Source organism: Ewingella sp. AOP8-B2-18 (assembly GCF_052376015.1).
Classification (GTDB): domain Bacteria; phylum Pseudomonadota; class Gammaproteobacteria; order Enterobacterales; family Enterobacteriaceae; genus Ewingella; species Ewingella allii.
Map to the genome: position 1 here is coordinate 277,030 of NZ_JBQSVB010000001.1, position 26,790 is coordinate 303,819.

Consider the following 26,790-nt stretch of genomic DNA (forward strand, 5'->3'; position numbering starts at 1 on the left):
TCCGCATCCCCGTTAATACACATAAAAAGAAACAGAGCTGTTTCACGAGAGGCACATCGTGCAATTTTTGAAAAATATTACCATCAGGACCGCAATGCTAGTCATTCTCGGTACATTTAGCGTCATGTGGGCGGGCGTGGCTATCTATACCGTAACTTCACTCAACTCTCTGACCAGAAATGCCGAGATTAACGTGGCATTAGTCAACGATCTCACCTTGATTCATAAAGGAAGCGATCAATATTTTAGAACCCAAACGCGTTTGACTCGTGCGATGTCAGCGTTACAAAACGACCCTAACCAGAAACCGGAGTTATTCGATGGCGCGAAACTGGCGCTGACCAATATGACTGACGCACTGGCTGCGTTTAAAAAATCACCGCATCCGGGACTGGATGACGCCGTGGTGCAGCAGCTTATTACTGACTGGACTAATCTGGCGGAGCAGGGCGCTACGCCGCTGTTCAATGCCGCGAGCAGCAAGAACGCTGAGGCTTATAAGCAGATTTCTACCGTCAACGTTGTGCCGTACAGCGTCAAGTTTGGCGCCTCGGTTGAGAAAGCCAACGCATTGATTGCGGAAGCATTAAAGCGCACTGAAGCCCAATCAGCCTATTTGACTCAAATGAGCAAAATCATTCTGCTGGTGGCTTTCGCGCTGGGCATGGTGATTCTGTTTATCACCGATCGCTATCTGGTGTGGGCATTAGTCAAACCGCTGAATAAAATCCGTGACCAGTTTGCGGTGATTGCGCGCGGCGACCTGACCCACAATCTGGAGGAGTTCGGTAAAAACTGCGCCGGGAAGCTGATTCCATTGCTCAACGTGATGCAAAACAGCCTGATCAACACTGTGCAAACCATTCGCAACTGCACCAATAGCATCTATCAGGGCGCTTCTGAAATTTCTGCCGGTAACAATGACCTCTCCTCGCGCACCGAGCAGCAGGCCTCGGCGCTGGAAGAGACGGCCGCCAGCATGGAGCAGCTGACCGCGACGGTGAAACACAACGCCGACAATGCTCATCACGCCAGCCAGCTGGTGGTGGAAGCCTCTGCCACGGCGCGCAAGGGCGGCACCATTGTCGCTGACGTGGTTAGCACCATGAAGGACATCTCCGGCAGCTCGAAAAAGATTGCTGAGATAACGGCGGTGATCAACAGCATTGCTTTCCAGACCAATATTTTGGCGCTGAATGCGGCGGTTGAGGCAGCGCGCGCGGGCGAGCAGGGGCGCGGTTTTGCCGTGGTTGCCAGCGAAGTGCGTAATCTAGCCCAGCGCAGCGCGCAGGCGGCGAAGGAGATTGAACAGCTGATCAGCGAGTCCGTCTCCCGCGTGGATAATGGTTCGAAATTGGTGGAGCAGGCGGGTAACACCATGGATGACGTGGTGCGCTCGATAACTCACGTCACCGACATCATGGCGGAAATTGCCTCGGCGTCGGATGAGCAGAGTAAGGGGATTAGCCAGGTGGCCGTGGCGGTGACGCAGATGGATAGCGTGACGCAGCAAAACGCCGCGCTGGTGGAAGAGGCGTCGCAGGCCGCGGTGTCTCTGGAAGAGCAGGCGGCATTGCTGAACAACGCCGTGGCGACCTTCAAACTGCGCGACAGCGTGACGCGCGTGGGTCAGCATCAGGTTGCATCTCAGCGCGCACCTTTACTGCGTCCGGACTTGGGGGCATCTACCGCCAAAAGCAGTGAAAATTGGGAAACGTTTTAACTAAGGCTGGCGGGTTGCAAGCAACCTAAAATGAGCGGGTAGCCAGAACTGGCTGCCCGCTGAGGTTCAGCTTTCGTGATGATTCAGATGCGCCAATAGCATCTCTTCAATCAACTCACTACGACTGATATTGCGTTCTTCGGCAAGCTTGTTGAGCGTATCAACAGCTTCTGCATTAATTTTTAGCTCGACGCGTCGCAAACCGCTCGCTTTATCGCGACGAAGTTGATTGCGCTTATTAATCCTAAGCTGCTCATCTCGTGAAAGCGGATTTGTTTTCGGACGCCCCGGACGGCGATCATCTGCGAACAGATCAAGCGTCGTGCGATCCAGTTGTTCTTTTGCCATAGGTAGCGGTAAAACCAGGAAAGTTACATCGGAAAACGGCACGCCGTTTCTGACGATTGCCTTACATATTTCGGGCTAATCACCCAACCCAACTTCGAGACGCCCCGCACAACTTATACCCAGTTTGGGGCGGCAAAATTTTAGCGCGCAATCATACCCTAGCCGCGCCGCGATTCACAACGGTTAAAAGCCCAAATTTATAGCTAAATGATTAAGTTATGCAGGCTTTTTGCACAATTTATCCCCAGCTTATTAAACATCAAGCCTCATCGATGAAACGGTGTACAGCACGAAGCACCGCGTCAGGTTTTTCTGCATGAACCCAATGGCCGGTTCCGGCGACCACGTGGGCGCGCGCCTGAGGGAATTGGCTGGCAATGGCGTCGCGGTACTTATCTTGCACATAAGGCGACAGGCCGCCACGAATAAAGAGCGCAGGGTGGTTCCACGCGGGAATGTTTTCCCAGCCGATGATTTTCGCGTACTCGGCCATCAGCACAGGCACGTTGAAACGCCACTCGCCCTGCTGGAAGGATTTCAGCAAAAACTGAATCACGCCTTCTTCTTCTATATATTGACGCATGCACTCGGCAGCGGACTGGCGGTCGCCAGCCTTGGTGTCGCTCACGGCGTTAACCGCGGCAAAAATTTCGTCGTGGCGGCGAGTGTCATAATCCACCGGCGCGATATCAATCGCCACCAGCTTTTCAATCCGCTCGGGGGCCAGCGCGGTCATCGCCATGGCGGCTTTGCCACCCATCGAGTGGCCAATCACTAAGGCTTTTTCGAAGCCGACGTCATCCATGGTATCCAATAAGTCCTGCGCCATGGCGGCATAAGACATGTCATCCGAACGCCCCGACTGGCCATGGTTACGCATATCTACCTGCAGCACCTGATGCTGCTGTTTCAAGTCGCGCGCCAATACCCCGAGATTATCCAGCGTGCCAAACAGGCCGTGGATCAGCAAAACGGGCAGGGTTTGATTCTCGGGCTGGGCAGATTCTTGCAGACGATAATGTAATTTCATGGTGAAGTTCATGCAGATAAACAATCTCATTAGGTTATCATGAGTTGCTGAAAATTTTTAAACCGGAAAGTTTTAGCCAGATACCTGATTGGGATTTCGCGCTGCGAAGCCGTTTGCAGCAGGCGTGAGCAGAAAGCGGGGATAAATCTGCTTTTTGTGTTGCGGCCTGTTCGTTAACGCGCAGAAGTTTGTATAATCCTTTTCGAACGAATTAAGTAGAAAAAACAGTACTGGAAAAAGATGAAAACTATTGAGGTTGACGAAGAACTCTACCGTTATATTGCCAGCCATACGCAGCATATCGGTGAAAGTGCGTCGGATATTTTGCGCCGTATGCTGAAGTTTTCTGCCGGGCAGGAAGCGAAAACCCCTCCTGCCAATGCGGGCGCGCAGGTTGCTGCCGCCACTGCCGCAGAGAAAACGCCTGTCGTTGCTGCTAACACCGCGCGTGATAAAGTCCGCGCCGTGCGCGAACTGCTGCTTTCTGATGACTATGCAGAACAGACCAAGGCAGTGAACCGTTTCATGCTGATCCTGACTACATTGTACTGTCTGAATCCTAAAGAATTTGCTGCGGCGACGGACTCTCTGCACGGCCGTACGCGCACCTATTTCGCCGGCGACCAGCAGACATTGCTGCAAAACGGTAACCATACTAAGCCTAAACACGTTCCTGGAACGCCGTATTGGGTTATCACGAATACCAACACAGATCGCAAACGCAGCATGATTGAACACATCATGCAGTTGATGCAGTTCCCACAAGAACTGACCGACAAAGTCTGCGGTACCCTCTAATTTCAGCGTAAGGGAGATGCACACGTGGCTAAAAACCCTCGTGCAGGACAACCTGCTCAGCAAAGCGATTTAATCAATGTGGCGCAGTTGACGTCACAATATTACGTTCTGCAACCGGACCCGGCGAACACTGCCCACGCGGTGAAGTTTGGGACTTCCGGCCATCGCGGTAGCGCGTTGCGTCATAGCTTCAACGAAAACCACATTCTGGCGATTGCTCAGGCAATTGCTGAAGTGCGCAAAGAGCAGGGCACCACGGGTCCTTGCTACGTGGGCAAAGATACCCACGCGCTGTCCGAACCGGCCTTTATTTCCGTGCTGGAAGTGCTGACGGCCAACGGCGTTGACGTGATTGTGCAGGAAGATAATGGCTACACGCCGACGCCTGCGGTTTCTCACGCTATCCTGACCCACAATCGCAAAGGCGGCATTTTGGCTGATGGCATCGTCATCACCCCATCGCACAACCCGCCAGAAGATGGTGGCATCAAGTACAACCCAACCAACGGCGGCCCGGCTGATACTGACCTGACGTCAGTGATCGAAAAACGTGCCAATGCGCTGCTGGCGGCCAAGCTGGCCGGCGTTCAGCGTCAGTCTCTCGACGCGGCGTGGAAAAGCGGCCATCTGCAAGCCGTAGACTTGGTTCAGCCTTATGTGGAAAGCCTTGGCGAAATCGTCGACATGAAGGCGATTCAAAAAGCGGGCCTGAAGCTGGGCGTTGACCCACTCGGCGGTTCCGGTATCGAATACTGGAAGCGTATTGCTAAGCATTACGAATTAGATTTGACGCTGGTGAACGACTCAGTCGATCAGACTTTCCGCTTTATGCATCTCGACCACGACGGCGTGATCCGCATGGACTGCTCGTCTGAATCCGCGATGGCGGGCCTGCTGGCGCTGCGCGACAAGTTCGATTTGGCCTTCGCCAATGACCCGGATTACGACCGCCACGGCATCGTCACCCCGGCCGGTTTGATGAACCCGAACCACTATCTGGCGGTGGCGATTCAATACCTGTTCCAGCACCGTCCGCAGTGGGGCAAAGAGGTCGCCGTCGGCAAAACGCTGGTCTCCAGCGCGATGATTGACCGCGTGGTCGAAGATCTGGGCCGCAAGCTGGTGGAAGTGCCAGTGGGCTTCAAATGGTTCGTAGACGGCCTGTTTGACGGCAGTTTCGGCTTCGGCGGCGAAGAGAGCGCCGGGGCGTCCTTCTTGCGTTTCGACGGCACGCCTTGGTCCACCGACAAAGACGGCATCATCATGTGCCTGCTGGCGGCTGAGATCACCGCCGTCACCGGCAAGAATCCGCAAGAGCACTACAATGCGCTGGCGGCTCGCTTTGGTGCGCCAAGCTACAACCGTATTCAGGCGCCTGCGACACACGCGCAGAAAGCCGCGCTGTCCAAGCTTTCTCCTGAGCAGGTGAAAGCCGACACGCTGGCCGGTGACCCAATCACCGCCCGGCTGACCAACGCGCCGGGCAACGGGGCTTCCATCGGCGGTCTGAAAGTGATGACCAAAAATGGCTGGTTCGCCGCGCGTCCGTCCGGTACTGAAGAAGCTTACAAAATCTATTGTGAAAGCTTCCTGGGCGCCGAGCACCGCGAAAAAATCGAAAAAGAAGCCGTGGATATCGTCAGCAAAGTGCTCGCCGACGCCAAGTAATCCCGACCTCTGCTCCAAAACAAAGCGCTGAATCTTCAGCGCTTTTTTGCTTTCTGCACCTTCTGAAATTCCCCTCGTCATAAAAAAGATATATCGAAATTGCATTTTCGACTTGCTGACGGCTGAAATTCGATCTAGTTTAGATATATCGAAAACACTTCGATATATCTAAATAACCCTGTTTTAAGGATTGAATCTATGTTCAGTAAACTGTTCGAAGGTCGCCATCGCGGCCACGGGTGTCGCGAAGAAGGGCATCACCGTCACGGCCATCGCGACCTACGTCGCGGCGGGCGTCACCATTTTGGCGATCGCGATGAGCGCGGCGAAGGCCGTCGCGGTGGTCGAGGGGAAGGGCGTCACGGCGAGCGCGTGCAGCGCCTGTTTGAGCACGGCGACCTGCGCCGCGTGCTGCTGGCGCTGGTGGCGAAAAAGCCAAGCCACGGCTATGAACTGATTAAAGCGATTGAAGAAGCCTCGTCTGGCCTCTATGTGCCAAGCCCTGGAGTGATTTACCCGACGCTGACCCTGCTGGAAGAGCAAGACTTTCTGGAAGCCGTCGCTACCGGCAATGGCCGCAAAAGCTACCAAATTACCGAAGCCGGTAAAGTCGAGTTGGCGCAGCATCAGGAAGTGGTCGACATCATCTTCGCCCGTCTGGCCGGGGCAACGCGCCCGCGCGGCGGCAACTTGGCAGAAGGCATTTCCGACGCCATGCATCGTCTGAAACGCGTGCTGCGCGGCAACATGATGCGCGGCGACTTGAGCGCCGAGCAGGTGGCCCGCGTTAATGCCACGCTGGTCAAAGCGGTAGAAAGTATTGAAGCCGAATTCGCCGCCATCGACGCCGAGCTGGCCGCTGCGTCTTCTAAAAATACTCATTCTGAGGAGAAAAAATAATGCCGGGTTACCGTTATCGCATCACCGTTGAACCATTAACTGACAAGCGCGGCGAGCCGCTGGAAGCCGAAACGCTGGTCTTTGAAGCTGAGAACCACGATGAGATTTTGGGCATTGTGAAGCGTTTGCAGGCGCGAGAAGATTTGGGCTTTGGCGAAGAGAAAACGGCGGCTTTTGCCGTGGGCTTGAAGCTGTTCTCAGAAACCATGATGGAGAACCGCAAGCATCCGCTGTTCGACCCTCTGCGCACCGCCTTTAAAGATTTTATGATGCTGCTGAAAACCGGCAAAGTGCGCGAGCGGGAAGAGTAAAGCAGGTTAGGGCAGGAATCGGTAGCCGACGCCCGTTTCAGTCAACAGATGGCGTGGACGGGTGGCATCGACTTCCAGCTTCTGCCGCAAATGGCCCATATAGATGCGCAGATAGTGGCTGTGCTCGACATAGTTTGGCCCCCAGACGTGGCTCAGTAATTGCCGCTGGGTGATCACTTTTCCGCTGTTAGCCAGCAGCTCCGCCAGCAGGCGAAACTCAATCGGCGTCAGGTGTAAATCTTCGCCATTACGCTGCACGCGCCGATTGACCAAATCCACGCTGACATCAGAGAAACTCACCAACGGGCTTTCCTGATGGCTTCCGGCATGGCGTCGCAACGCCACGCGCACGCGCGCCAACAGCTCGCCAACGCCAAACGGCTTGGTCAGGAAGTCATCGGCACCCGCGTCCAGCGCGGCAATTTTATCTTCTTCACTGGTTCTGGCTGAAAGCACAATCACCGGGATACTGCTCCAATGGCGCAAATCGCGGATATAATCCAGCCCGTCGCCATCCGGCAAACCGAGATCAAGAATAATCAGGTCAGGCTTGCGCGTACCGGCCTCAATCAGCCCGCGTTGCAGCGTATCGCTCTCGAAAACGCGCAAACCTTCCCCCTCCAGCGCGGTTCGAACAAAGCGCCGGATCTCTTTCTCATCTTCAACAATCAAAATATTAATGGGAGATGAAGTCACATTTCCTCAATTATGTCAGTGTCCATTTCTGGCAGTGATTCCAAAGGTAAGCGGAAGCGGAAGCGTGCGCCGCCGTTAGGGCCATTTTCTGCCCAGATCTCGCCGTCGTGTACCTCAATAATGGCACGACAAATGGCTAATCCCAAGCCCACGCCGGGGATTGCTGACTCTTTATTACCGCGAGAGAATTTGTCGAAGATGGCGCGCTCGCCGCCGGACATAATTCCCGGCCCGTTGTCCCACACTTCCATCTCCAGCCACTCCTGCTGCGGCGTGGCGCGAATGCCGATGGTCGCCCCGGAACCAGCATATTTATGGGCATTTTCCAGTAGATTGATAAATACCCGCTCAATCAGGCTACCGTCGCAATTGACCAGCAATAGCTCTTCCGGCAGCTCGATTTTGATTTCGTGGCTGCTGAGCACGGTTTCCAACATGCGCAGCGCGCTGCCGATGATCTCTTCCACCGACTGCCACTCTTTGCGCAGGTTAAAGCCGCCGGACTGAATGCGCGCCATATCCAGCAAATTGTTCACCAGCCGGGTGGTGCTGAGGACTTGTTGGCGAATCTGATTAGCCTGCGGCGCGTGTTTCGAGCCTTCTGACGCTAAATCTAACGTCAGGATTTCTGCCTGACCGAACAGCACGGTGAGCGGCGTGCGCAGGTCGTGGGAGAGGGCGGAGAGCAGCGAGTTGCGCAGCTGTTCGCGCTCGGCGTCCAGCCGGGCACTTTCGGCGCTGGCGGCTAAATCTAAACGCTCGAGGGCATTGGCGACCAGCACGGTGAAGGTTTGCAGCAGTCGCTGCTGCTCCGGCACCATCAGTTGTCGGGCGTTGGTCGGCTCAACCGCCAGCAGGCCGCGCGACTGGCCTGAGGCCACCAGAGGCAGCAGTTGGTAAGGCACGCCCGCCAGCGTGTCGGTGCCTGCTCCGGCGGGCATCTGCTTGTCAAAACTCCAGCGCGCAATGGCGTCATCCACCACGATGCTGGCGCCTTCATCGCTGGCCGCCGGAGCCAGACCGCCATTTTCCTGCGGCAGTAAAACCGCGGTTTTGGCGTGCAGGCTGGAAGAGATAAAGTGGCGGCTGGTTTGGGCAATGGCGTCTGGCGTCAGTGCCTGACTTAAACCTTTCGACATTTCATACAGATGCTGAGCGCGCTGTTCGCGGTGACGGGCAATGCGCGCCTGATAGCGCACCCCGGCGGTGAGATTGCCAATCAGAATGCCGACAATCAGCATGACCGCGAAGGTCACCAGATACTGCGCGTCGGTCACCGCCAGCGAACCTCGGGGCTGGACGAAGAACAGGTCGAAGCTGGCGACGTTAATCACCGCGGCCAGCGCCGACGGCCAGCGGCCATAAAATAGCGCGACGATCACCACGCCGAGCAGGTAAACCATCACCAGGTTGGCCTGATCGAAGGCCGGGATCAGCCATTGTGAGAATAGGGTGATCAGCGTACAGAGCGCCACGGCCACGGCGCAGCCCTGAAGCTGGCGGCGGAATTTCTCGGCGAAGGTGCGGGCGTCGTGCTCTTTGCGGCTCGGGATCGCCGGAGCATCTTCCAGCCCGATGATCATCAAATCTAAATCTGGCCCGATGCGCGCCAGGTGGTCGGCGAAGCTGCCGCCAAGCTTCCAGCGCTGCTCTTTGCGCCGCCCCATCAGCACTTTGCCCAGGCGGTGCTCGCGGGCATAGCGCAGAATGGCTTTCTCTTCCTGCGGGTCGGAGAGGGTGGCGGTTTCGGCGCCCAGCTCCTGCGCAAGTTTTAACGAGCGCAAAATCGCCCGCCGCTGGCCTTCTGGCAGACGATGCAGGCGCGGGGTTTCGACATACACCGCGTGCCAGATGCAGCCCAGACGCGCCGCCAGCCGCGAGGCGACGCGCACTAATTTCTCATTGCCGCCGCCGTGACCGATGCACAGCAGCAGGGCGTCGCGAGTGTGCCAGACGCGGTGGACGCCCTGGTCATCGCGGTATTCGCGCATCTGGTCATCAACCCGGTCGGCGGTGCGGCGCAGGGCTAATTCGCGCAGCGCAATCAGATTGCCTTTGCGGAAGAAATGCTCGATGGCGCGCTCGGCCTGACCGGGAATATAGACTTTGCCCTCTTTCAGACGCTGGCGCAGCGAGTCCGGCGGCAGGTCTACCAGCACCACTTCGGTAGCGTCATCAAATAGCCGGTCAGGGACGGTTTCGCGAATAATAATCCCCGTCACGCCGCTGACCACGTCGTTCAAACTCTCCAGATGCTGCACGTTGACGGTGGTAAACACGTCGATTCCAGCATCTAAAAGCTCATCAATATCTTGCCAGCGCTTCGGGTGGCGGGAGCCGGTGGCGTTGCTGTGTGCCAGTTCATCCATCAGGATCAGGGCAGGGTGGCGGGCGAGGGCGGCGTCGAGATCAAACTCCTGCACCAGACGACCACGGTGCTGAATGCGTTTTGGCGGCAGCAGGCTCAGGCCGGGCAGCAGGGCCTCAGTCTCTTTACGCCCGTGGGTTTCCACCACGCCGACCAAAACATCGAGGCCCGTGGCGCGTAAACGCTGGGCCTCTTGTAACATGGCAAAGGTTTTTCCAACGCCCGCACAGGCACCGAAAAAGACTTTTAATTGACCGCGCGGCTTCTCATTAGCGAGCGCCAGAAGACTATCGGGGTCGGGGCGTTGTGATTCTTCCACCATGTGTTTTCCCATCATAATTTAGAAAGCCGAACGGGCGCAGCATGTTGCATTTTCCGAGGGGGAATCTCGAAAGGTGCAGCGTGTTGCGCCCTAATCACTGATCCTCTTTATCTAGAGGACATCTTTATTCGAACCCTTACTGCGCTTTCAGGTTGTCCAGCGCATGGTTTAATTCAAGCACGTTGACCACGGTTGGGCCGATAAAGCTCGCCAGCGGCGACGAGGTATTATCATCAATCAGTTTATTGACTTGCGCCAGCGTTAAGCCACGCGCCGTTGCCACGCGCTGGGCCTGCCACTGTGCGGCTTCCACCGAAATTTGTGGGTCAAGGCCGCTGCCCGATGCGGTGACTAAATCCACCGGAACCTGTGGCGAACTTTGTGGGTTCGCTTTACGCAGTGCCGCCACGCGATCCGCCACGGCTTTGTCCAGCGCCGGATTGCTCGCCGCCATGTTGCTGCCGCCGGACGCCATTGGATTATAGGGGGTATCGGACGTCGCCGACGGACGCCCCCAGAAATAGTTGTCGCGAGTGAAGTTCTGGCCAATCAGCTCAGAACCGACAATCACGCCATTGTCACGGATCAGCGAACCTTCAGCGCGGTAGTTGAATACCGCGGTGGAGATCCCGGTGGTGACGAACGGGTAGACCACCCCGGTCGCCAGCGTCAGCAGCACCGTCATCACAATCGCAGGACGCAGATAGCTCATGCGGGTTGGCGCTGGAGCTTGGTTAGCAGACTGAGCACGTAAAACAGACATAGTCTTTATCCCTTAACTTAAGTGTAAAACGGTGAGGATCACGTCGATAATCTTGATACCGATAAACGGCACCACCAGACCACCCACGCCATAAATCCACAGGTTGCGACGCAGCAGCGACGCGGCGCTCATGGCTTTATAACTCACACCGCGTAACGCCAGTGGGATCAGGAACACAATCACCAAGGCGTTGAAAATCACTGCTGACATAATCGCCGAAGCAGGGGAGGTCAGGTGCATCACGTTCAGCGCGTTCAGCTGCGGATAGGTCGCCGCGAACGCCGCCGGGATAATGGCGAAATACTTCGCCACGTCGTTGGCGATACTGAAGGTGGTCAGCGAGCCGCGCGTCATCAGCATCTGCTTACCGATATGGACCACTTCAATCAGCTTGGTCGGGTTGGAATCCAGGTCCACCATGTTGCCGGCTTCTTTCGCCGCTTGGGTACCTGAGTTCATCGCCACCGCCACGTCAGCCTGTGCCAGAGCAGGGGCGTCGTTGGTACCGTCGCCGGTCATCGCCACCAGACGGCCTTCTGACTGGTATTGGCGAATCAGCGCCAGCTTGGCTTCCGGCGTAGCTTCAGACAGGAAGTCATCCACCCCGGCTTCTGCCGCGATAGCGGCGGCGGTCAGACGGTTGTCACCGGTGATCATCACCGTTTTGATCCCCATCTTACGCAGCTCGGCAAAGCGCTCTTTGATGCCGCCTTTGACGATGTCCTTCAGCTCAACCACGCCCAGAACGCGCGCACCTTCAGCCACGACCAGCGGCGTACCGCCTTTACGAGCCACGTTTTCCACCAGGCCTTCGATAGCCTGCGGGAAGCTGCCGCCGTTGGTTTCCACGTGGCGACGAATGGCGTCCACCGAGCCTTTACGAATGCTGCGGTCGCCGATGTTCACGCCGCTCATGCGGGTTTGCGCAGAGAACGGAACAAAGGTGGCGTTCAGCGAATGGATATCGCGTTCGCGCAGGTTAAAGCGCTGTTTCGCCAGCACCACGATGCTGCGGCCTTCCGGCGTTTCGTCCGCCAGTGAGGATAACTGTGCGGCATCGGCCAGTTCCTGTTCCGTCACCTGAGGTGCGGGCAGGAACTGCGATGCCTGACGGTTACCCAGCGTAATGGTCCCGGTCTTGTCGAGCAGCAGCACGTCAACGTCACCCGCCGCTTCTACAGCACGGCCGCTGGTGGCAATCACGTTGGCTTCCAGCATGCGGCTCATACCCGCCACGCCGATGGCCGACAGCAGGCCGCCGATGGTGGTAGGGATCAGACAGACTAACAGCGCGACCAGTACGGTGACGGTGACTGGAACGCCCATGTGGCTGGCGTCAACGCTAAACAGCGAGAACGGATAGAGCGTTGCTGTGGCTAGAACGAACACCAGCGTCAGCGCAACCAGCAGAATAGTCAGAGCCACTTCGTTTGGCGTTTTGCGACGTTTTGCGCCTTCCACCATGGCGATCATCCGGTCAAGGAAGGTGTCGCCTGGGTTCGCCGTACACTCAACAATCAGCCAGTCAGACAGCACGCGAGTACCGCCGGTGACGGAGGAGAAGTCACCGCCTGACTCACGAATCACCGGTGCGGATTCACCAGTAATGGCGCTCTCATCCACTGACGCACCGCCGACCAGTACTTCACCGTCGCACGGCACGGTATCACCGGCTTCGATCAGCACCATGTCGCCTTTACGCAGGCTGTCGGCGGCCACTTTAACCACCGGAGATTCCGGGCGCGGTTCGTAGATTTTCTTCGCCCAGCTGGTCTTCTGCACGCCTTTCAGGCTCTGTGCCTGCGCCTTGCTGCGGCCTTCTGCCAACGCTTCGGCAAAGTTGGCGAACAGCACGGTGAACCACAGCCACAGTGACACGCTGCCGGTGAAGGCGGCGCTGCCGTCAGTCTGTTTGAACAAAATAGCCAGCCAAATAATGGTGGTCAGAATACTGCCCAGATACACCACGAACATCACCGGGTTACGCCACTGGACGCGCGGGTCCAGTTTCTTCACCGAGTCGAGCAGGGCGGTGCGGATCAGGCGCGGTTCAAACAGCGCACGTTGTTTACGAGTCATTTTATTAATCTCACTCATTATCAGTTCAACGGGTTACGCGGCATTAATGGCCGGACCACACCTGCAAATGTTCTGCTACCGGACCGAGGGCCAGGGCCGGAACGAAGGTCAGCGCACCAACCAGCAGAACCGTACCGACCAGCAGGCCGATAAACAGTGGGCCGGAGGTAGGCAGCGTACCGTTGCCCGCTTTCTGACGTTTTTTCGCTACCAGTGAACCAGCGATAGCCAGCACCGGCAGAATCACCCCAAAGCGACCGAAGAACATACATACCGACAACAGCACGTTATAGAACGGGGTGTTGACGCTTAAACCACCGAAGGCGCTACCGTTGTTGTTGGCGGCAGAGGAGACGGCATACAGCACTTCGCTAAAACCATGCGCACCTGGGTTGGAAATACCGGCGCGACCTGCGTCAGTCACCAGAGCCAGCGCGGTACCCAGCAACACCAGCGTTGGTGTCACCAGAATCGCCAGCGCGGTCATCTTCATGTCGTAAACATCAATCTTCTTACCAAGGTATTCCGGCGTGCGGCCAATCATCAGGCCAGCGATAAACACCGTCAGCAGCACGAACAGCAGCATGCCGTACAGGCCAGAGCCGACGCCGCCGAACACCACTTCACCAATCTGCATCAGCCACATTGGCACCAGACCACCGAGGGCGGTGAAGGAGTCATGCATGGCGTTCACCGCACCGCAAGAGGCGGCGGTAGTGACGGCAGCAAAGAAGCTAGAAGCTAAGATGCCGAAGCGACTCTCCTTACCTTCCATATTGATGTTGCTGGTCGCACCGAGCTGCGTGAAGTGCGGGTTACCCTGCAATTCGGCGTACATAATGACCACCACCGACACCACGAAAATCACTGACATCGCCCACACCAGCGCGTGGCCCTGACGGTTGTCACCGACCACGCGACCGAACGCAAAGCACAGTGCGCAAGGGATCAGGAAAATCGACAGCATCTGCACCATGTTGGTCATGGCGGTTGGGTTTTCGAACGGGTGCGCGGAGTTAGCGCCGAAGAAGCCACCGCCGTTAGTCCCGAGCATTTTTATCGCTTCTTGAGAGGCGACTGGGCCCATTGGCAACAGCTGCTGCGCGCCTTCCAGCGTGGTTACGTGCTGATAAACTTCGAAGTTCTGAATCACTCCTTGGCTGACGAAGTAGAGCGCTATCAACAGAGAAATTGGCAGCAGCAGATAAATCGTGATGCGCCACAGGTCTGCCCAGGCGTTACCAATGGTGTGAGCCGAAGGGCGCGCGAAAGCGCGGATCAGCGCAAAGGCCACGGCAATACCGGTGGCGGCGGACAGGAAGTTCTGCACCGTCAAACCAATCATCTGGCTGAAGTAGCTCAGCGTGCTTTCGCCGCTGTACGCCTGCCAGTTGGTGTTACTCACAAAGCTGACTGCCGTGTTGAAAGCCAGATCCCATGACAGGCCGCCGAAGTTCTGCGGGTTCATTGGCAACCAGCCTTGCGCCAACAGCATCACCATCAAAACGACGATGCCTAAAATGTTGAACACCATGATGGCGAGGGCGTACTGCCACCAGTTCATTTCTGTTTCGGAACTACCTGCTGTGCGAAATACCCCACGATCAAAACGTTGTAACAACCCTACAGGCTGACCTTCAATCAGCTGAGCAATGAAATTCCCCAGTGGTTTTGAGAGCAGCAATAACACCAACATAAAGCTGGCGATCATTAAAAAGCCCGAAGCTGCCATTTTTAAAACTCCTCCGCATTAAGCAGGGCATAAACCAAGTAGCCGAGTAACAACAGAACCAGCAGTGCGCCGCAGATTACGCCAACAGTCACAGTCCACCTCCACAGGTGTTTTTTTATGTTGCAGCGAGGATAGGGAATCGCAGGCAAAGATCCTGAAAAGAAAGCAGTCTTCAGTATAAAAATTATATAAAAATCCCGGCGCCCTTTGAGTTGTCTCGGCGTTGGCTGCCCTCACTCACCCCAGTCACTTACTTATGTAAGCTCCTGGGATTCATTCAGTTGCCGCCTTGATACAACTCAAATGGCTTGGGATTTGGGCTGGAGAGTAAAAATCTGATAGGTGATCGAGTTGTTATAAAAATGAAATGTAAGAAGTGTTTTTATTTAACTTTTCTGTAACTCAATTACATCGATAGGCAAAATTTGGTGTTTTTTTACACTTTAAGTGGTCAGATGAGTAGTAAACTTTCAGCCATTGCGGTAAAATTTTGTTCAATTTACAGATTCCATTAATTCTTAAACATTTCCGAAAGGAGCAACGCTATGTCTGATTACACGCCGTATACGCTGACCCGTATTCTTGTTCGCCGCGCTCTGGTGCTTGCCGCAGGCGTGCTGGCATTACCGGTGATGCTGTTCCGCCAGGACCGCGCCCGTTTTTATAGTTATTTACACCGCGTCTGGCTGAAAACCAGCGATAAGCCTGTTTGGCTGTCGCATGCGGAACTCGCTTCGCAAGATTTTTATTGATCTTTGCTCCTTCCCTTCCTGATAAGGAAAGAAGCTAAAAACCCCGACTGAAAAGCCGGGGTTTTTTATTACCTCAATCTAAAGTTGTACAACATTATTTTGTTGTATAACTTATACTGATTCATAACGAGGGCAGATAGCTCTTTTCCTAAGTGCCATGGCCAACATCATCAGGGAGTTGCTAATGAGTGAACACATTCCGATCGGCATCAGTGCCTGCCTGCTGGGGGAGAACGTGCGTTTTGACGGCGGCCACAAGCGGCTGGCTTTCGCCGTTGAGCAACTTGCGCCCTATGTACGCTTCGAAGCGATTTGCCCTGAGATGGCGATTGGCCTGCCGACGCCGCGCCCAGCCTTGCGTTTGGTTCGTCAGGATGACGGCGTGGCGATGCGTTTCAGTAATGATGAATCCATTGATGTGACAGAGAAAATGCAGAGTTATGCCGAGGAGCGCATTGAGCCTTTGGGGCATCTGTGTGGCTATATTCTCTGCGCCAAGTCGCCGAGCTGTGGCATGGAAAGAGTGCGGGTCTACAGCGCCAACGGCAAAGACGGCAAGAAATGCGGCGTGGGCATTTATGCCGCCGCGTTGATGAAACGCTACCCGTGGCTGCCAGTGGAAGAGGATGGGCGGCTCAATGACCCGGTACTGCGTGAGAACTTTGTCGAGCGCGTGTTTGCCTTATATGAGCTTAACCAGCTGCGGGCCAGCGGCCTGTCGCGCGGCAAGCTGATGGCTTTCCACAGCCGTTACAAACTTTCGCTTTTGGCACACTCCCAGCCACAATATCGCGAGTTAGGCCGATTCGTCGCGGGCATGGCCGAGTGGACTTCGCTGGAAGAGTACTTCGTCGAATATCGCCAGCGGCTGATGAATCTGTTGCAGCACAAGGCCACGCGCCGCAATCACACCAACGTATTGATGCACGTTCAGGGCTATTTCCGCCGCCAGCTTAATGCTCACCAGCGCCAAGAACTGACCCAGCTTATCGACCGCTATCGTCAGGGCGTTCAGCCTCTGCTGGCACCCATCACCCTGCTTAAACACTATATGGCTGAGTATCCGGACGCTTATCTAGCGGATCAGCGGTATTTTGAGCCATATCCAGAGGCTCTGCGGTTACGCTACGGCCATTAATGAAGGATCTTTATGACTACCCATCTCGTCTGGTTCCGCAACGACCTGCGTATCACCGATAACCGCGCGCTGCACGCCGCCTGCGAGGACCCGCAGGCTAAGGTGCTCGCGCTATTTATCGCCACGCCGAAACAGTGGCAACAGCACGTCATGGCGCCGCGTCAGGCGGCCTTTATTTACCAGCACGTTCAGGCTTTGCAGGCTTCCCTGGCCGAGCGTGGCATTCCGCTGTTCTACCAGCAGTGCGATGACTTCGCCGCCAGCAATGTCTGGCTGAAGGATTTCTGCGCCGAGCAAAACGTGGATGCGTTGTTCTACAACCGCCAGTATGAAATCAACGAGTTAGAGCGCGACGCCGCCCTCGAAAAAAGCCTCTCCGGCGAGGTCATTTGTCGCAGTTTTGATGACAGCCTGCTGTTACCCCCCGGCTCGGTAACTACCGGCGAAGGCAGCATGTACAAGGTCTACACGCCATTTCGTCGCGCCTTTCTTGAACGCCTGACCGAGTCCGACAGCCGCTCGCTGCCTGCGCCGCAGGCCCGCGACATCGACGGCGAAGTCAAACTGCACGCGCTGACTCCCTTCGACTATCCGCAGCAGGAGATTGGCGATGACTTCCCGGTCGGCGAAGAGGCGGCGCGTGACCGTTTACGCCGTTTTTGCCGCGAGCAGGTGCAGGATTATCTCGAGCAGCGCGACCTGCCCGCCGTCGACGGCACCAGCTCGCTTTCCCCTTATTTAGCCATCGGCGTGCTGTCGCCACGCCAGTGCTTTAACCGCCTGCGCACCGAATGCCCGGACGTGCTCGAGCGCCGCGACGGCGGGGCCTTTGGCTGGCTGAACGAGCTGGTGTGGCGCGAGTTTTACCGTCATTTGTTGGTGGCCTGGCCGATGCTGTGTAAACACCGGCCTTTCATCGACTGGACCGATAATGTCCGCTGGCGGCACGCGCCGGAAGATCTTCAGGCGTGGAAAGAGGGTAAAACTGGCTATCCGATTGTCGACGCGGCCATGCGCCAGTTGAACGCCACCGGCTGGATGCACAACCGCCTGCGGATGATTGTCGCCAGTTTCTTGGTCAAAGATCTGCTGATCGACTGGCGCGAGGGCGAACGCTATTTTATGTCGCAACTGCTGGATGGTGATTTGGCGGCCAACAATGGCGGCTGGCAGTGGGGCGCGTCCACCGGCACCGACGCCGCGCCTTACTTCCGCATTTTCAACCCTACCACTCAGGGGGAGCGTTTTGACAAAGCCGGGCGATTTATCAGAGCTTGGGTGCCGGAGTTGACCGATGTCCCAGAAAAAGGAATTCACCAGCCACATCAATGGGCTGAGAAAACCCAGCGCGTGCTAGACTATCCTCAGCCGGTTATCGATCACTCCACCGCCCGTAAAGACACACTGGCGGCGTTCGAGGCGGCGAAACGAGGGAATCAGCCACAGGGCTGAGAACCAACAGAAATCTTCACCACACACGGAGCGATGTGATGAGAAACAAAATGTTGGCGCTGATCCTGGCGTGTTCCGCGAGTCAGGCATTCGCAGGTTTTGACGTGGTGGCGCTTGGCGTTCACGGCGGCGTTGAGGAGGGCAACCTGACCTCCTATCTGATTCGCAGCGATGACCAAAAAGTTTATCTCGGGCTGGATGCCGGTTCGGTTCTGCCCGGGATCAGTAAGGCGTTGGAAAAGGGCGCCTTTCCTCAGGTGACGCCAGAAAATGCCGCGCCTTACACCCCGCAGGGCGCGGTTTTCCGCAATCTGATTGGCGGCTACTTCATCAGCCACGGCCATCTCGACCATCTTGCCGGGCTTATCATCAGCTCTCCCGAAGACAGTAAAAAACCGATTTACGGCACCGCCGATACCATCGGCACCCTGCGCCAGCACTACTTCAACGGCAAAGTGTGGCCAAACTTCACGGATGCCGGCAGCGGCCTACGCATCGGCACCTATCGCCTGAATGCGCCGCGCCCGGCCCAGCGTTTTTCCGTCGGGCTTACCGGGCTTGATGGCGTGATTTACCCCCTCAGCCACGGCGGTACGCCGTCGAGCATGATCCTGCTCAGCCGCAATAAAGAGTCTTTTGCCTACTTTGGCGATACCGGCCCGGACGCGGTGGAGAAGTCGAACAATCTGGCGGCGGTGTGGCAGGTGCTGGGTGCTGAGGTGAAAGCCAAGCGGCTCAATGGCATCATCATCGAAACCTCTTATCCCGACGACGTGGCCGACGGCAAGCTGTTTGGTCATCTGACCCCTGAATGGCTGCTCAAAGAGCTGAAAGTCTTGGAAACCGCCAGCGGCGGCAAAGGCTCTCTCGACGGCCTGAGTGTGATCATCAGCCACATCAAGCCCAGCCTGAAAGCCGGTGAAAATCCAGAAACCGCAATCATGCAGCAGTTGGAGAAAGGCAATGACCTTGGGGTGAAGTTTATCAGGATGCAGCAGGGCGACCACTTAACCTTATAGCCAGCCGTGTTGAAGGTTGGGTGTTAGCGGCTTGTCAGTTATCATCACCCTAAATATTCAGACCCAATGAGAGACCGATATGATCACCAACCTTCAGCTTGAATCCTTGATTAATCAGAAACTTGATGTCAGTAGCTTCCATGACTATGCGCCGAACGGCTTACAGGTGGAAGGGCGCAAGGAGATCAACCGCGTCGTGACCGGCGTGACGGCTTCTCAGGCTTTACTGGACGCGGCGGTGGAGCACAAGGCCGACGCTATCTTGGTTCACCACGGCTATTTCTGGAAAAACGAGCCATCGGTAGTGCGCGGCATGAAGCGCAACCGGTTGAAAACTCTGCTACTTAACGACATAAACCTCTACGGCTACCACTTGCCCCTTGACGCCCACCCGGAGTTGGGCAACAACGCGCAGCTGGCCAAAATGTTTGGCATTGAGGTGCTGGGTGAAGTGATGCCGCTGGTGCCTTTCGGCGAGCTGAAAACGCCACTCAGCGGCGAAGCTTTGCGCCAGCGCATTGAAGTGCTGCTGGACCGTAAGGTGCTGCACAGCGGCCAGGGCGGCCCGGCTGAGATTCGTCGCGTGGCCTGGTGCTCCGGCGGCGGTCAGGGCTTTATCCAGCAGGCGGCGGAGTTTGGCGTTGATGCCTTTATCAGCGGCGAAGTCTCCGAGCAGACCATCCACATTGCCCGCGAGATGGGCCTGCACTTCTACGCCGCAGGCCACCACGCCACCGAGCGCTATGGCGTGAAAGCGCTGGGGGAGTGGCTGGAGAAAGAACACAAATTAGAAGTCACATTTATAGATATCGATAACCCAGCTTAAAGGCTATTTTTAGCCATTAAAGCACGCGCCGCTCTTTCTCTTCGGGCGGCTCTTCCGGCGCGCTATCTTCCAGCAGGGTGAAGGCGCGCTGTAAGCCGGTATCGGCGTCGGGGTCTGCCCCCTGTGGCGCGAAGGCGCTCGGCTCCTCCTCTTCTTCCTTCTCAATATCATCATTGGCGGCCGCGTCTTCATTGGCCATTTCCGGTGCGGGCATGGTTTCCTGAATCAGCTGCTCATCAAAGGCTGGGTTCAAGGCTGGCGACAGCGGCGAACTGCTCAAGCTGTCCGGCATGGCGATATGCGGCAGTGGCGCATCCATCGCCATCACCGTCTCTTCCTCTTTGGCCGAAGTTCGGCTCAGGGCCACAATCCCGCCGCCGCACAGGGCAAAGAAGGCATACAGAATGTTGCCGCCCAGAGGTTCAATCAGCGCACCCACCGCCAGCGGGCCTATACAGGCACCTACGCCAAAGGCCATCAACAGACAGGCGGAAAGGGAAACGCGCCGCTCCGGCTCAATCATATCATTCGCTAACGCCACCACCAGTGGATAGAGGGTGAACTGCATCAGGCTGACCACAAAGCCGACGCCCAGTAGCACCGGGAAAGAGATATGGGTGAAGATCGCCAGCGGCAGCGCGGTTACCGCCAGCAGCACGGCGTTAATGCGCATCAGCATGTTGCGGTTGTAGTGGTCCGACAGCCAGCTCAGCGGGAACTGCGCCAGCAGCCCGGCGAAAATCGCCAGCGCCATAAACAGGCCGGTTTGCTGAGTGGTTAGCTCTTGCTGGCTGGTGTAAATGGGCGCCAAACCGTAGAACGACCCGACCACCATGCCAATCAGCAGGGTAGTGGCGAGCACCTTAGGAATAGCGCCAATAAAGAACTTCAGCTCCATCGGCGCGGGGGACATATGGCTGACATTGGTGCGGGTGGTTAGAGCAATCGGCACCAGACAGAGGGCGAAGCAGAGCGCGATGATAATCAGCGTGCTGACCCCCAGCCCGTCGTTAATCATCAGCACCACCTGCCCCAGCGCCATGCCGAGATAAGAGGCGACCATATAGAAGCCAAACACCACGCCGCGCTGGGCGGCTTCCGCCTGATCGTTCAGCCAGCTTTCCAGTACCATGTATTGGCACATCATGCACAGGCCGATGATTAAACGCAGCACCACCCAAATCGGGATCATCTCAGTCAGACCGTGGCCTAGCACGGCGGCGGTGATGATCCCCGAGCAGGAGACATAGGCGCGAATATGGCCGACGCGGGCGATAAGGATATGGCCGATTTTGCCGCCAATCACCAGCCCGATGTAGTTGGCGGCGATGATGGCACCAATCATTGCGCCGCTGACGTGGATAGCCGACAGCCGCAGAGAGATGTAAGTGGTGAGCAGGCCCGAACCGAGCAGCATCAGCAGGGTGGTGGTGTATAGCGGAAAGAATAATGCCAGCGGCTTTTTCAAATCATCTCCCTTGGTGTTTCTAAAAAGGCTTTATCCGAAAGCACAAAAATAAAGCAATAGATTGAGAGTAGCAGTAGAACACGGGAGGCGAAACCTGAAAGGGGTCCGAAACTGGCGGTTGTTGAGTTGACATCCTCCGTCCGTTTCACGCATAACTGTTTCCAGTCTAACGATTTTCTTTCTGCAGTTTATTTAACAGCTGCTTTTGCGGCTGCATCAACAACGGCTTTTTTGAGGAGTGTTTGAGTGCAACGAGCACGGTGTTACCTGTTGGGCGAACGCGCGGTGGTTCTGGAGCTTGAACCGCCAGTTTCATTAGCCAGCCAGCAACGCATTTGGGGACTTGCCCAGCGTTTGCAGGACTATCCCGGCGTGCGGGAAGTGATCCCCGGCATGAATAATCTCACAGTATTACTGACCGACCCGGAAAGCTTTGTGCTGGACGCCATTGAGCGTTTACAGCAGTGGTGGGAAGAGAGTGATTCGGTGGAGCTTGAGTCGCGAGTGGTTGAAATCCCAGTGATTTACGGCGGTAAGCACGGTCCCGATTTGGAATTTGTTGCCCAGCACACTGGCATGAAACCGCGCAAAGTGGTGGAGTGCCATGCCAGCGCTGAGTACATCGTCTACTTCCTCGGCTTCCAGCCCGGTTTTCCTTATCTCGGCGGCATGCCGGAGAAGCTCAATACCCCGCGCCACGCGGAGCCTCGGCTGACGGTACCTGCCGGCTCTGTGGGCATTGGCGGCAGCCAAACAGGCATTTACCCACTGATCACCCCCGGCGGCTGGCAAATTATTGGCCATACGCCGCTGGCGATGTTTGACGCGCGCCAGTCCCCGCCAAGCTTGTTGCGTCCCGGAGATAAAGTGCGCTTTGTGCCGCAAAAGGAGGGGGTATGTTAAGCATTATTCGCGCAGGTATTTTCACCACGGTGCAGGATTTAGGCCGCAGCGGTTATCGCCAACTGGGCGTCAGCCAGACCGGCGCGCTGGACGCTCCCGCGCTGCGCATCGCCAACCTGCTGGTGGGCAATGACCAAAACGCCGCCGGGCTGGAAATCACCCTCGGGCAGTTCAGCGCCGAATTTAAACGCGCGGGCTGGATAGCCCTGACTGGTGCAGGCTGCCACGCCGAGCTGGACGGCAAAGTGTTGTGGACCGGCTGGCGTTATCCGGTAAAAGCCGGGCAGGTCATCACCCTCAAAACCCCCGCGCGCGGCATGCGCAGCTATCTGGCGGTGTCCGGCGGTATCGACGTGCCGGAGGTGCTCGGCTCGCGCAGCACCGACCTTAAAACGGCCTTTGGTGGCTTAGAGGGCCGCCCGCTGCGCGACGGCGATAAGCTACCGATCGGCAAGAAAGGCCAGACTCCGCAGCAGTCGACTGGCATCAAACAGCTGCTGTTCGGTAATCGCATTCGCGCCCTGCCGGGGCCGGAATATCTGGAATTTAGTGAAGAGGCGCGCGAGGCGTTTTGGCGCACCTCTTGGCAGCTTAGCCCGCAGAGCAATCGCATGGGGTATCGCCTGCACGGCCATAGTCTGAAACGTGAAAGCAATCGCGAAATGTTGTCCCACGGCCTGATCCCAGGCGTGGTGCAGGTGCCGCACGGCGGCCAGCCCATCGTGCTGATGGCTGACGCGCAGACCACCGGCGGCTATCCGCGCATCGCCTGCGTGATTGAAGCTGACCTCTACAACTTGGCGCAAATCCGCCTCGGCGAGCCGGTGCATTTCGTCAAATGCTCGCTGGAAGAGGCGCAGCTGGCGTCGAAAGAGCAGGAACGCTTTATCGAACAGATTAAGTGGGGGCTGCATGGCCGCTGATCTCAGGGTGGATTTAAACGCCGATCTCGGCGAAGGCTGCGACAACGATCAGGCCCTGCTGCAGTTGGTGAGTTCGGCCAATATTGCCTGCGGCTTCCACGCCGGTGACGCCCAAACCATGCTGCAATCGGTGCGCTGGGCGCTGCAATACGGCGTGGCGATTGGCGCGCACCCAAGCTTCCCGGATCGCGAAAACTTTGGCCGCACGGCGATGCAGCTGCCGCCGGAAACGGTCTATGCGCAGGTGGTGTATCAGCTTGGGGCGCTGGCGGCGATTGCCCGCGCCGAGGGCGGCAAGATGGTGCACGTCAAGCCGCACGGCATGCTCTACAACCAGGCGGCGACTGACCCGGCCTTGGCCGACACCATTGCCCGCGCGGTGCACAGTGTAGATCCTGCTTTGAAGCTGGTGGGGCTGGCGGGCAGCGAGCTGATTCGCGCCGGATCGCGTTTGGGGCTGGCGACGTCGCAAGAGGTGTTTGCCGATCGCCGCTATCAAAGCAGTGGCAATTTGGTGCCGCGCAGCCAGCCGGATGCGCTGATTGAAAGTGACGAGTTGGCGCTGCAACAGACCCTGATGATGGTTCAACAGCAAAAAGTGGTCAGCCGCGAGGGGGTCGCAGTGCCGGTGCAGGCCGATACTGTCTGCCTGCACGGCGACGGCGAGCACGCTCTGGCCTTCGCCCGCCGTCTGCGCGAGGCGTTTCGTCAGCAGAATATTCAGGTTTCAGCCTGAAACAATAAAAGGATCTCTTATGCGTAAAGTTCTGGTAACCGGTTTTGAGCCCTTTGACGGGGAGCGCCTTAATCCTTCGTGGGAAGTGGTGAAGAAGTTAGAAGATCTGGAGATCTCCGGCGCGCGCATTGTGATTCGCCAACTGCCTTGCGTGTTCGGCAAAGCCATTGACGCGCTGAATGCCGCGATTGATGAAGTGGATCCGGCGATGGTGATCGCGGTGGGGCAGGCGGGCGGTCGGGCTGACTTTAGCGTCGAACGTGTGGCTATCAACGTCGATGATGCAAGAATTCCCGACAATGACGGCAACCAGCCGGTTGACCTGCCTATCGTCGCCGACGGCCCGGCGGCCTACTTCTCACTGCTGCCAATCAAGGCGATTGTCAGCGGGTTGCGCGAGGCGGGCATTCCGGCCTCGGTGTCGCAGACGGCGGGCACTTACGTCTGTAACCACATCATGTACGGCCTGCTGCATCGTCTGGCGCAGCCGGGCTGCAAGGTGGTGAAGGGCGGCTTTATTCATATCCCATATTTGCCCGAACAAGCGGCAAAACATCCCGGCCAGCCGAGTATGTCGGTGAAAACCGTGCTTGAAGCGCTCGAGCTGACCATCGCTATTGCCCTGCATACTGAGGAAGATTTGAGGGTGGCGGGAGGCGCGACGCACTGATGCCTGAAGGTCCTGAAATTCGCCGCGCCGCTGACCAGTTAGTGCGCGCGGTGGTCAATAAACCGCTGACCGACGTCTGGTTTGCCTTTCCCGAGTTACAGCCCTACCAGTCGGCGCTGATTGGCACGCAGATTACGGCGATTGAAACGCGCGGTAAGGCGCTGCTGACGCATTTCTCCAATGGCTTAACCCTCTACAGCCATAATCAGCTGTACGGCGTCTGGCGGGTGGTTGAGGCGGGGCAGCAGCCGAAGGAGAGCAAGCGTTCGCTGCGGGTGAAGCTGCAAAGCACCGACGGTACCATTCTGCTCTACAGCGCGTCTGAGATTGAGATGTGGTCGAGCGATGAGATAGAAAATCATCCGTTCTTGCAGCGTATTGGCCCCGACGTGCTGGATGAGACGCTGACCGTGGAGCAAGTGCGCGAGCGGCTACTCTCTGCCAAATTCCGCAATCGTCAGCTGGGCGGCATGCTGCTCGATCAGGCATTCTTGGCTGGGCTAGGCAACTATTTGCGGGCGGAAATTCTCTGGCAGGCCAAGCTGCTTCCCACGCATAAACCCAAAGACTTGAATGAACAGCAGCTAGATGACTTGGCTGACGCCTGTCTGTCCATTGCACGCTTGTCTTATGCTACGCGCGGGCAGGTGCAGGAGAACAAACACCACGGCGCGCTGTTCAGCTTTCGGGTATTTGGTCGGGCAGGCAAGGCCTGTAAGCGCTGTGGCGAAACCATCGTCAAAACCTCGGTGTCTACCCGGCCCTTTTTCCACTGTCCCGGCTGTCAGCACTAGGTTTTGAGCAATAAAAAAGGCACTCAATGAGTGCCTTTTTCTCGTCTGCTGACAGACTTATTTCTTTTTCACCTGAGAGCTGAAATCACGTTTGTCATAGCCGGTGTACAGCTGACGTGGACGAGCGATTTTGATGCCGTCCTGGTGCATTTCGTTCCAGTGTGCAATCCAACCCACGGTACGCGCCATCGCGAAGATAACGGTAAACATGGAAGAAGGAATACCCATGGCTTTCAAGATGATGCCTGAGTAGAAGTCTACGTTCGGGTAGAGTTTCTTCTCGATGAAGTACGGGTCGTTCAGCGCGATGTGCTCAAGCTCCATCGCCACTTCCAGCAGGTTGTCTTTCAGATCCAGCTCTTTCAGCACTTCGTGGCAAGTGTCACGCATTACGGTGGCACGAGGGTCATAGTTTTTGTAAACACGGTGACCGAAGCCCATCAGACGGAACGAATCGTTTTTGTCTTTCGCACGTTTGATGAATTCTGGGATGTGATCGACGCTGCTGATCTCTTCAAGCATTTTCAATGCAGCTTCGTTGGCGCCGCCGTGAGCCGGTCCCCAAAGAGATGCGATACCCGCCGCGATACAGGCAAATGGGTTAGCGCCAGAAGAGCCTGCGGTACGCACGGTAGAGGTTGATGCGTTCTGTTCGTGGTCAGCGTGCAGGATAAGAATTCGGTCCATTGCGCGTTCCAGCACTGGGTTCACCACATACTCTTCGCAAGGGGTTGCGAACATCATGTGCAGGAAGTTGCCAGCGTAGGAGAGGTCATTGCGCGGATAAACGAACGGTTGGCCAATGGAATACTTGTAACACATGGCGGCAACGGTCGGCATTTTGGACAGCAGACGGTAAGCAGCGATTTCGCGGTGACGCTCGTTTTCCACGTCGATAGAGTCGTGGTAGAACGCCGCCAGAGCACCGGTCACGCCGCACAGCACGGCCATTGGGTGCGAGTCACGGCGGAAGCCGTGGAACAGGCGAGTGATCTGCTCGTGAACCATGGTGTGGCGTTCAACGATTTTTTTGAAATCTTCGTATTGAGCCTGAGTTGGCGCTTCGCCGTACAGCAGCAAATAGCTCACTTCCAGGAAGGTTGACTCTTTCGCCAACTGATCAATCGGGAAACCGCGGTGTAACAGAACGCCTTCGTCACCGTCGATGTAAGTAATTTTGGATTCGCAAGATGCGGTAGAGGTAAAGCCGGGGTCAAAGGTGAACAAGCCTTTGGAGCCGAGGGTACGAATGTCAATTTCGTCCTGACCCAAGGTGCCGGATAGCACGTCGAGTTCAATTGGGTCTTGACCTTGTAGGGTAAGTGTCGCTTTCTTATCAGCCATTTACAGTCTCCTTAGCGCCTTTATTTT

At 56.6% G+C, this 26,790-nt stretch carries 25 protein-coding genes; 15 read left to right on the forward strand and 10 right to left on the reverse strand.

Annotated elements, in window-relative coordinates; genetic code table 11:
• The first annotated feature begins 58 nt into the window (after positions 1 to 58).
• Positions 59 to 1,723: a methyl-accepting chemotaxis protein gene (locus ACT3RR_RS01315; RefSeq protein ID WP_496199588.1), complete on the forward strand. Its 1,665-nt coding sequence runs from the start codon at positions 59 to 61 to the stop codon at positions 1,721 to 1,723.
• 66 nt (positions 1,724 to 1,789) lie between these two features.
• On the opposite strand, the gene ybfE is transcribed toward ACT3RR_RS01315, so the two are convergent.
• Positions 1,790 to 2,071 (reverse strand): LexA regulated protein, encoded by a 282-nt coding sequence (gene ybfE / locus ACT3RR_RS01320; RefSeq protein WP_034788646.1) that lies wholly within the window; start codon positions 2,069 to 2,071, stop codon positions 1,790 to 1,792.
• Between the two features lie 259 nt (positions 2,072 to 2,330).
• Positions 2,331 to 3,113, reverse strand: coding sequence for an esterase (gene ybfF, locus ACT3RR_RS01325; protein WP_353503923.1), 783 nt, complete (start codon positions 3,111 to 3,113; stop codon positions 2,331 to 2,333).
• 228 nt (positions 3,114 to 3,341) lie between these two features.
• Here ybfF and seqA point away from each other — a divergent pair, with 228 nt between their 5' ends.
• The 4 genes from seqA to ACT3RR_RS01345 all read left to right on the forward strand — a co-directional run bounded on the left by seqA (position 3,342) and on the right by ACT3RR_RS01345 (position 6,778).
• A complete protein-coding gene (gene seqA, locus ACT3RR_RS01330; RefSeq protein WP_353501350.1) occupies positions 3,342 to 3,899 on the forward strand; it encodes a replication initiation negative regulator SeqA in 558 nt (185 codons plus the stop codon).
• A gap of 24 nt (positions 3,900 to 3,923) precedes the next feature.
• Complete coding sequence (gene pgm / locus ACT3RR_RS01335) at positions 3,924 to 5,567, forward strand: phosphoglucomutase (alpha-D-glucose-1,6-bisphosphate-dependent) (RefSeq protein ID WP_496199589.1); 1,644 nt, start codon at positions 3,924 to 3,926, stop codon at positions 5,565 to 5,567.
• 198 nt (positions 5,568 to 5,765) lie between these two features.
• Positions 5,766 to 6,467, forward strand: a complete 702-nt coding sequence (locus ACT3RR_RS01340) for a PadR family transcriptional regulator (protein ID WP_496199590.1) — start codon at positions 5,766 to 5,768, stop codon at positions 6,465 to 6,467.
• Positions 6,467 to 6,778, forward strand: coding sequence for a DUF3861 domain-containing protein (locus ACT3RR_RS01345; RefSeq protein WP_034788422.1), 312 nt, complete (start codon positions 6,467 to 6,469; stop codon positions 6,776 to 6,778). Before ACT3RR_RS01340 ends, ACT3RR_RS01345 begins: the two co-directional genes overlap by 1 nt.
• A 6-nt stretch (positions 6,779 to 6,784) precedes the next feature.
• Here ACT3RR_RS01345 and kdpE read toward each other — a convergent pair whose 3' ends face one another.
• The 6 genes from kdpE to ACT3RR_RS01375 all read right to left on the reverse strand — a co-directional run bounded on the left by kdpE (position 6,785) and on the right by ACT3RR_RS01375 (position 14,830).
• Positions 6,785 to 7,474: a two-component system response regulator KdpE gene (gene kdpE, locus ACT3RR_RS01350; RefSeq protein WP_034788424.1), complete on the reverse strand. Its 690-nt coding sequence runs from the start codon at positions 7,472 to 7,474 to the stop codon at positions 6,785 to 6,787.
• Positions 7,471 to 10,164: a two-component system sensor histidine kinase KdpD gene (kdpD, locus tag ACT3RR_RS01355; protein ID WP_496199591.1), complete on the reverse strand. Its 2,694-nt coding sequence runs from the start codon at positions 10,162 to 10,164 to the stop codon at positions 7,471 to 7,473. Before kdpD ends, kdpE begins: the two co-directional genes overlap by 4 nt.
• A gap of 136 nt (positions 10,165 to 10,300) precedes the next feature.
• The gene (kdpC, locus tag ACT3RR_RS01360) at positions 10,301 to 10,876 is read right to left on the reverse strand and encodes a potassium-transporting ATPase subunit KdpC (RefSeq protein WP_353503924.1); all 576 of its coding nucleotides are present in this window, start codon (positions 10,874 to 10,876) and stop codon (positions 10,301 to 10,303) included.
• Between the two features lie 63 nt (positions 10,877 to 10,939).
• On the reverse strand, positions 10,940 to 13,006 hold the full coding sequence (kdpB, locus tag ACT3RR_RS01365) for a potassium-transporting ATPase subunit KdpB (RefSeq protein ID WP_353501355.1): 2,067 nt from the start codon (positions 13,004 to 13,006) through the stop codon (positions 10,940 to 10,942).
• Between the two features lie 43 nt (positions 13,007 to 13,049).
• Positions 13,050 to 14,738 carry a potassium-transporting ATPase subunit KdpA gene (gene kdpA, locus ACT3RR_RS01370; RefSeq protein WP_496199592.1) on the reverse strand — a complete coding sequence of 563 codons (1,689 nt, stop codon included), beginning with the start codon at positions 14,736 to 14,738 and terminating at the stop codon, positions 13,050 to 13,052.
• A gap of 2 nt (positions 14,739 to 14,740) precedes the next feature.
• A complete protein-coding gene (locus ACT3RR_RS01375) occupies positions 14,741 to 14,830 on the reverse strand; it encodes a K(+)-transporting ATPase subunit F (protein WP_100937756.1) in 90 nt (29 codons plus the stop codon).
• 453 nt (positions 14,831 to 15,283) lie between these two features.
• On the opposite strand from ACT3RR_RS01375, the gene ACT3RR_RS01380 reads away from it, so the two are divergent.
• The 5 genes from ACT3RR_RS01380 to ACT3RR_RS01400 all read left to right on the forward strand — a co-directional run bounded on the left by ACT3RR_RS01380 (position 15,284) and on the right by ACT3RR_RS01400 (position 19,925).
• Entirely contained in the window at positions 15,284 to 15,490 is a 207-nt protein-coding gene (locus ACT3RR_RS01380) for a YbfA family protein (RefSeq protein WP_100937755.1), read from the forward strand.
• A 184-nt stretch (positions 15,491 to 15,674) separates the two neighbouring features.
• A complete protein-coding gene (locus ACT3RR_RS01385) occupies positions 15,675 to 16,628 on the forward strand; it encodes a YbgA family protein (protein WP_353501357.1) in 954 nt (317 codons plus the stop codon).
• 12 nt (positions 16,629 to 16,640) lie between these two features.
• The gene (gene phrB, locus ACT3RR_RS01390) at positions 16,641 to 18,080 is read left to right on the forward strand and encodes a deoxyribodipyrimidine photo-lyase (protein WP_496199593.1); all 1,440 of its coding nucleotides are present in this window, start codon (positions 16,641 to 16,643) and stop codon (positions 18,078 to 18,080) included.
• Positions 18,081 to 18,118: 38 nt separating this feature from the next.
• Entirely contained in the window at positions 18,119 to 19,099 is a 981-nt protein-coding gene (locus ACT3RR_RS01395; protein ID WP_496199594.1) for an MBL fold metallo-hydrolase, read from the forward strand.
• Between the two features lie 79 nt (positions 19,100 to 19,178).
• Positions 19,179 to 19,925 carry a type 2 GTP cyclohydrolase I gene (locus ACT3RR_RS01400; RefSeq protein WP_486032167.1) on the forward strand — a complete coding sequence of 249 codons (747 nt, stop codon included), beginning with the start codon at positions 19,179 to 19,181 and terminating at the stop codon, positions 19,923 to 19,925.
• 16 nt (positions 19,926 to 19,941) lie between these two features.
• On the opposite strand, the gene ACT3RR_RS01405 is transcribed toward ACT3RR_RS01400, so the two are convergent.
• Complete coding sequence (locus tag ACT3RR_RS01405) at positions 19,942 to 21,393, reverse strand: MFS transporter (RefSeq protein WP_496199595.1); 1,452 nt, start codon at positions 21,391 to 21,393, stop codon at positions 19,942 to 19,944.
• A 246-nt stretch (positions 21,394 to 21,639) separates the two neighbouring features.
• Here ACT3RR_RS01405 and pxpB point away from each other — a divergent pair, with 246 nt between their 5' ends.
• From pxpB to nei, 5 genes are read left to right on the forward strand one after another with little or no spacing between them, the layout of a single operon-like run.
• Positions 21,640 to 22,296, forward strand: coding sequence for a 5-oxoprolinase subunit PxpB (gene pxpB / locus ACT3RR_RS01410; protein ID WP_496199596.1), 657 nt, complete (start codon positions 21,640 to 21,642; stop codon positions 22,294 to 22,296).
• Positions 22,290 to 23,219: a 5-oxoprolinase subunit PxpC gene (pxpC, locus tag ACT3RR_RS01415; protein WP_353501362.1), complete on the forward strand. Its 930-nt coding sequence runs from the start codon at positions 22,290 to 22,292 to the stop codon at positions 23,217 to 23,219. Before pxpB ends, pxpC begins: the two co-directional genes overlap by 7 nt.
• Positions 23,209 to 23,955 (forward strand): 5-oxoprolinase subunit PxpA, encoded by a 747-nt coding sequence (gene pxpA / locus ACT3RR_RS01420; RefSeq protein WP_485901555.1) that lies wholly within the window; start codon positions 23,209 to 23,211, stop codon positions 23,953 to 23,955. The genes pxpC and pxpA overlap by 11 nt, the downstream gene beginning before the upstream one ends.
• Before the next feature lie 19 nt (positions 23,956 to 23,974).
• A complete protein-coding gene (gene pcp, locus ACT3RR_RS01425; RefSeq protein ID WP_353501364.1) occupies positions 23,975 to 24,625 on the forward strand; it encodes a pyroglutamyl-peptidase I in 651 nt (216 codons plus the stop codon).
• Positions 24,625 to 25,419, forward strand: a complete 795-nt coding sequence (nei, locus tag ACT3RR_RS01430; RefSeq protein ID WP_485901553.1) for an endonuclease VIII — start codon at positions 24,625 to 24,627, stop codon at positions 25,417 to 25,419. Before pcp ends, nei begins: the two co-directional genes overlap by 1 nt.
• A gap of 57 nt (positions 25,420 to 25,476) precedes the next feature.
• On the opposite strand, the gene ACT3RR_RS01435 is transcribed toward nei, so the two are convergent.
• A complete protein-coding gene (locus ACT3RR_RS01435) occupies positions 25,477 to 26,763 on the reverse strand; it encodes a citrate synthase (protein ID WP_353501366.1) in 1,287 nt (428 codons plus the stop codon).
• Positions 26,764 to 26,790: the final 27 nt, after the last annotated feature.

Excerpts from the sequence above, each read along its gene's own strand:
- ybfE (WP_034788646.1), bottom strand. The coding sequence starts at position 2,071 with ATGGCAAAAGAACAACTGGATCGCACGACGCTTGATCTGTTCGCAGAT.
- ybfF (WP_353503923.1), bottom strand. The coding sequence starts at position 3,113 with ATGAACTTCACCATGAAATTACATTATCGTCTGCAAGAATCTGCCCAG.
- seqA (WP_353501350.1), top strand. The coding sequence starts at position 3,342 with ATGAAAACTATTGAGGTTGACGAAGAACTCTACCGTTATATTGCCAGC.
- ACT3RR_RS01340 (WP_496199590.1), top strand. The coding sequence starts at position 5,766 with ATGTTCAGTAAACTGTTCGAAGGTCGCCATCGCGGCCACGGGTGTCGC.
- ACT3RR_RS01345 (WP_034788422.1), top strand. The coding sequence starts at position 6,467 with ATGCCGGGTTACCGTTATCGCATCACCGTTGAACCATTAACTGACAAG.
- kdpD (WP_496199591.1), bottom strand. The coding sequence starts at position 10,164 with ATGGTGGAAGAATCACAACGCCCCGACCCCGATAGTCTTCTGGCGCTC.
- kdpC (WP_353503924.1), bottom strand. The coding sequence starts at position 10,876 with ATGAGCTATCTGCGTCCTGCGATTGTGATGACGGTGCTGCTGACGCTG.
- kdpB (WP_353501355.1), bottom strand. The coding sequence starts at position 13,006 with ATGACTCGTAAACAACGTGCGCTGTTTGAACCGCGCCTGATCCGCACC.
- kdpA (WP_496199592.1), bottom strand. The coding sequence starts at position 14,738 with ATGGCAGCTTCGGGCTTTTTAATGATCGCCAGCTTTATGTTGGTGTTA.
- ACT3RR_RS01380 (WP_100937755.1), top strand. The coding sequence starts at position 15,284 with ATGTCTGATTACACGCCGTATACGCTGACCCGTATTCTTGTTCGCCGC.
- ACT3RR_RS01385 (WP_353501357.1), top strand. The coding sequence starts at position 15,675 with ATGAGTGAACACATTCCGATCGGCATCAGTGCCTGCCTGCTGGGGGAG.
- phrB (WP_496199593.1), top strand. The coding sequence starts at position 16,641 with ATGACTACCCATCTCGTCTGGTTCCGCAACGACCTGCGTATCACCGAT.
- ACT3RR_RS01395 (WP_496199594.1), top strand. The coding sequence starts at position 18,119 with ATGAGAAACAAAATGTTGGCGCTGATCCTGGCGTGTTCCGCGAGTCAG.
- ACT3RR_RS01400 (WP_486032167.1), top strand. The coding sequence starts at position 19,179 with ATGATCACCAACCTTCAGCTTGAATCCTTGATTAATCAGAAACTTGAT.
- pxpC (WP_353501362.1), top strand. The coding sequence starts at position 22,290 with ATGTTAAGCATTATTCGCGCAGGTATTTTCACCACGGTGCAGGATTTA.
- pxpA (WP_485901555.1), top strand. The coding sequence starts at position 23,209 with ATGGCCGCTGATCTCAGGGTGGATTTAAACGCCGATCTCGGCGAAGGC.
- pcp (WP_353501364.1), top strand. The coding sequence starts at position 23,975 with ATGCGTAAAGTTCTGGTAACCGGTTTTGAGCCCTTTGACGGGGAGCGC.
- nei (WP_485901553.1), top strand. The coding sequence starts at position 24,625 with ATGCCTGAAGGTCCTGAAATTCGCCGCGCCGCTGACCAGTTAGTGCGC.
- ACT3RR_RS01435 (WP_353501366.1), bottom strand. The coding sequence starts at position 26,763 with ATGGCTGATAAGAAAGCGACACTTACCCTACAAGGTCAAGACCCAATT.